2 protein-coding genes and 1 pseudogene are annotated in these 2,320 nt (G+C 72.5%); all 3 read left to right on the top strand.

The window, feature by feature from the left end:
- Positions 1 to 615, top strand: a 615-nt coding sequence (locus H5J33_RS31590) for an FAD-binding oxidoreductase (RefSeq protein ID WP_181798176.1), incomplete at its 5' end; no start/stop codon positions are given.
- 56 nt (positions 616 to 671) lie between these two features.
- Positions 672 to 1,964: a lysine N(6)-hydroxylase/L-ornithine N(5)-oxygenase family protein gene (locus H5J33_RS31595; protein ID WP_181798177.1), complete on the top strand. Its 1,293-nt coding sequence runs from the start codon at positions 672 to 674 to the stop codon at positions 1,962 to 1,964.
- Positions 1,964 to 2,320, top strand: a pseudogene (locus H5J33_RS31600) (amino acid:polyamine antiporter); the annotation flags it as partial. The gene H5J33_RS31595 and the pseudogene H5J33_RS31600, both read left to right, overlap by 1 nt.

Raw genomic sequence — 2,320 nt, forward strand, 5'->3', positions numbered from 1 at the left:
GCGGTCGCCGACGGCGCCGCCGTCCACTGCGCGGCAGGGGTACGCGCGGTGGAGGACGACGGCGGCCGCCCCGCGGTGGTCACCGACGCCGGTGTCATCCGCGCCGGGGCCGTCGTCTCGGCGGTCGGGCCCTGGGCCGCCGACCCGGTACCGGGACTGCGGCCGGCCACTCCCGTGCGCACCCGCTCGATCCAGGTGAGCATCGTCGAGCGCCGCCCGTCCGCACCGCCGCACGCGACCTTCGTCGACCTGCGCACCGGCCGGTACGCGAAGCCGGTCGGTACGGACCGCACGCTCATCGGCATGCCGCACCTCGTCTGGGACCGCCCGGTCGACGCACCCCCGGACCCCGCGCACGCACAGGCCACCGTGGCCGCGCTCACCCCACACCTGCCGTGGCTCCCCACGGCGCACCTCGTCACGACGATCCGTGCCGCGGACGCCTACGCCCCCGCGCCCGGCGGCGGCGCGGCGTCCGGTCTGCTGGAGGGCACGGGCGTGCCGCACGTGTGGTCGGTGCGGGCCTGGAACGGCGGCGGCGTCAAGACCGCGCCCGAGGTCGGCCGCCTCATCGCCGACGCGGTGGCGGCCGGCATCCTTCCGCCCTCCGCCTGACCTGCCCGCCCGGCCGCGTCCACCCACTCGTACTCGCTTCCCATCAAGGGGGAACAGTGACCCACTGCCATGACGTGATAGGCATCGGATTCGGCCCGGCCAACCTGGCCCTGGCCATCGCTCTCGAGGAAGAGGGCCACGACGTCGACGCACGCTTCCTGGAAAGCCGGCCGGGCCCGTCCTGGCAGAGCGCCATGATGCTCGACGGGTCGGACATCCAGAACCACCCGGTGCGCGACCTGGTCTCGTTGCGCAACCCGCGCAGCCGCTACAGCTTCATCAACTACCTGTTCGAGAACGGCCGGTTGCTCGACCACCTCAATCTCCCGATGGAGTTCCCGCTGCGCAAGGAGTACGCGCAGTACGTCACCTGGGCCGCCGGCCACTTCGGCGGGCTCGTGGACTACGGGGTGCGCGTCACCGACGTCGCCCTGGACCGCGACGCCGCCGGCGAGCAGCGTTACGTCGTCACCACGTCCGAGGGTGAGACCCTCCACGCACGCACTCTCGTGATCGGCACCGGGCGCGCTCCCTTCGTCCCGGAACCGTTCGACTCCGTGGATTCCCCCCGCGTCTTCCACCTGACGCGCTACCTTCCGGCCCTGCGGCGGCTGGAGGAGCTCTACGAGGCAGGCCGGGAGCCGCGCGCGGTGACGGTCGTCGGCGGCAGCCAGAGCGCGGTCGAGCTCACCCTCGACCTTGCCCGGCGCTTTCCCCGTACCGAAGTCACCACGCTGGTGCGGTCCCTGACGCTTCGTGAGAAGGACTGCAGCCCGTTCAGCGAGGAGGGGTACTTCCCCGATTTCACGGACTACTACTACCGCGCTTCCCGAGAACGCAAGGCCGCCATCGACTCGTTCATGCGGCTCACGAACTATTCGGCCGCCGACGGCGACGTGCTGCGCGAGCTGTACCGGCTGATCTACGAGCAGCGCCTCGACGGCGACCAGCGCGTGTTCGTCAGGGGCAGCCGCCAGGTCCGGGCCCTCGACGTGCGCGAGGACGGTGTCCGGCTCGGCGTGGAGGAGCTGAACACAGGGGAGTCCGAGGAACTCGACGCGGACTTCGTCGTCCTGGCCACCGGGTTCCGTGACCTCGGCCCCGCCTCCCACCAGGAACGCGTGCCCGCCCTCATGGCCGGGATCGCCGACGACTTCGCCTTCGACGACCACGGGTACCTGGATGTCGGGCCGGAGTACGACGTGCGGCCGACGGCGGCCGGCACCCCCGCGCTGTTCCTCAACGGCCTGTGCGAGTCCAGTCACGGCATCGGCGACGCGGGCTCCTTCAGCCTGCTGTCGCTCAGGGCCAAGGTCATCGCGGACAGCCTCCGCATGCGTCTCCCGTAATGGAGACGGGCATCGGCGCTCCGCCCGCCCTCGGCCGGGCAGCCGCGGCAAGCGGCGAGGAGACCGTGCGCGGTGCGCCGTCGGCCATCGCCGGGCAGCTCTGCCGGGGTGTCCTCGGCGCCGGAATGCCGGTCATGCCTCCCGTCGTCGAAGCCCTGGCGCGCGGCCACAGCCTGCTCGTCTGGTCCGCCCACCTCCTGCTCGGCGGTTCCGTCAGTCTCATGCTGGCCGCGCTGGTGCGCACCCGGGTCGGCCCGATGCCGTTGGCGGGTACCGTCGGCGCGTTGCTGGGCACGTGGGCGGAGCGGGCGGTGGACGCCGTGTTCGCCGTCGCGTTCACGGCCGGGCAGGCGGCG

This window comes from Streptomyces sp. WELS2, from assembly GCF_013870595.1.
Lineage (GTDB): Bacteria > Actinomycetota > Actinomycetes > Streptomycetales > Streptomycetaceae > Streptomyces.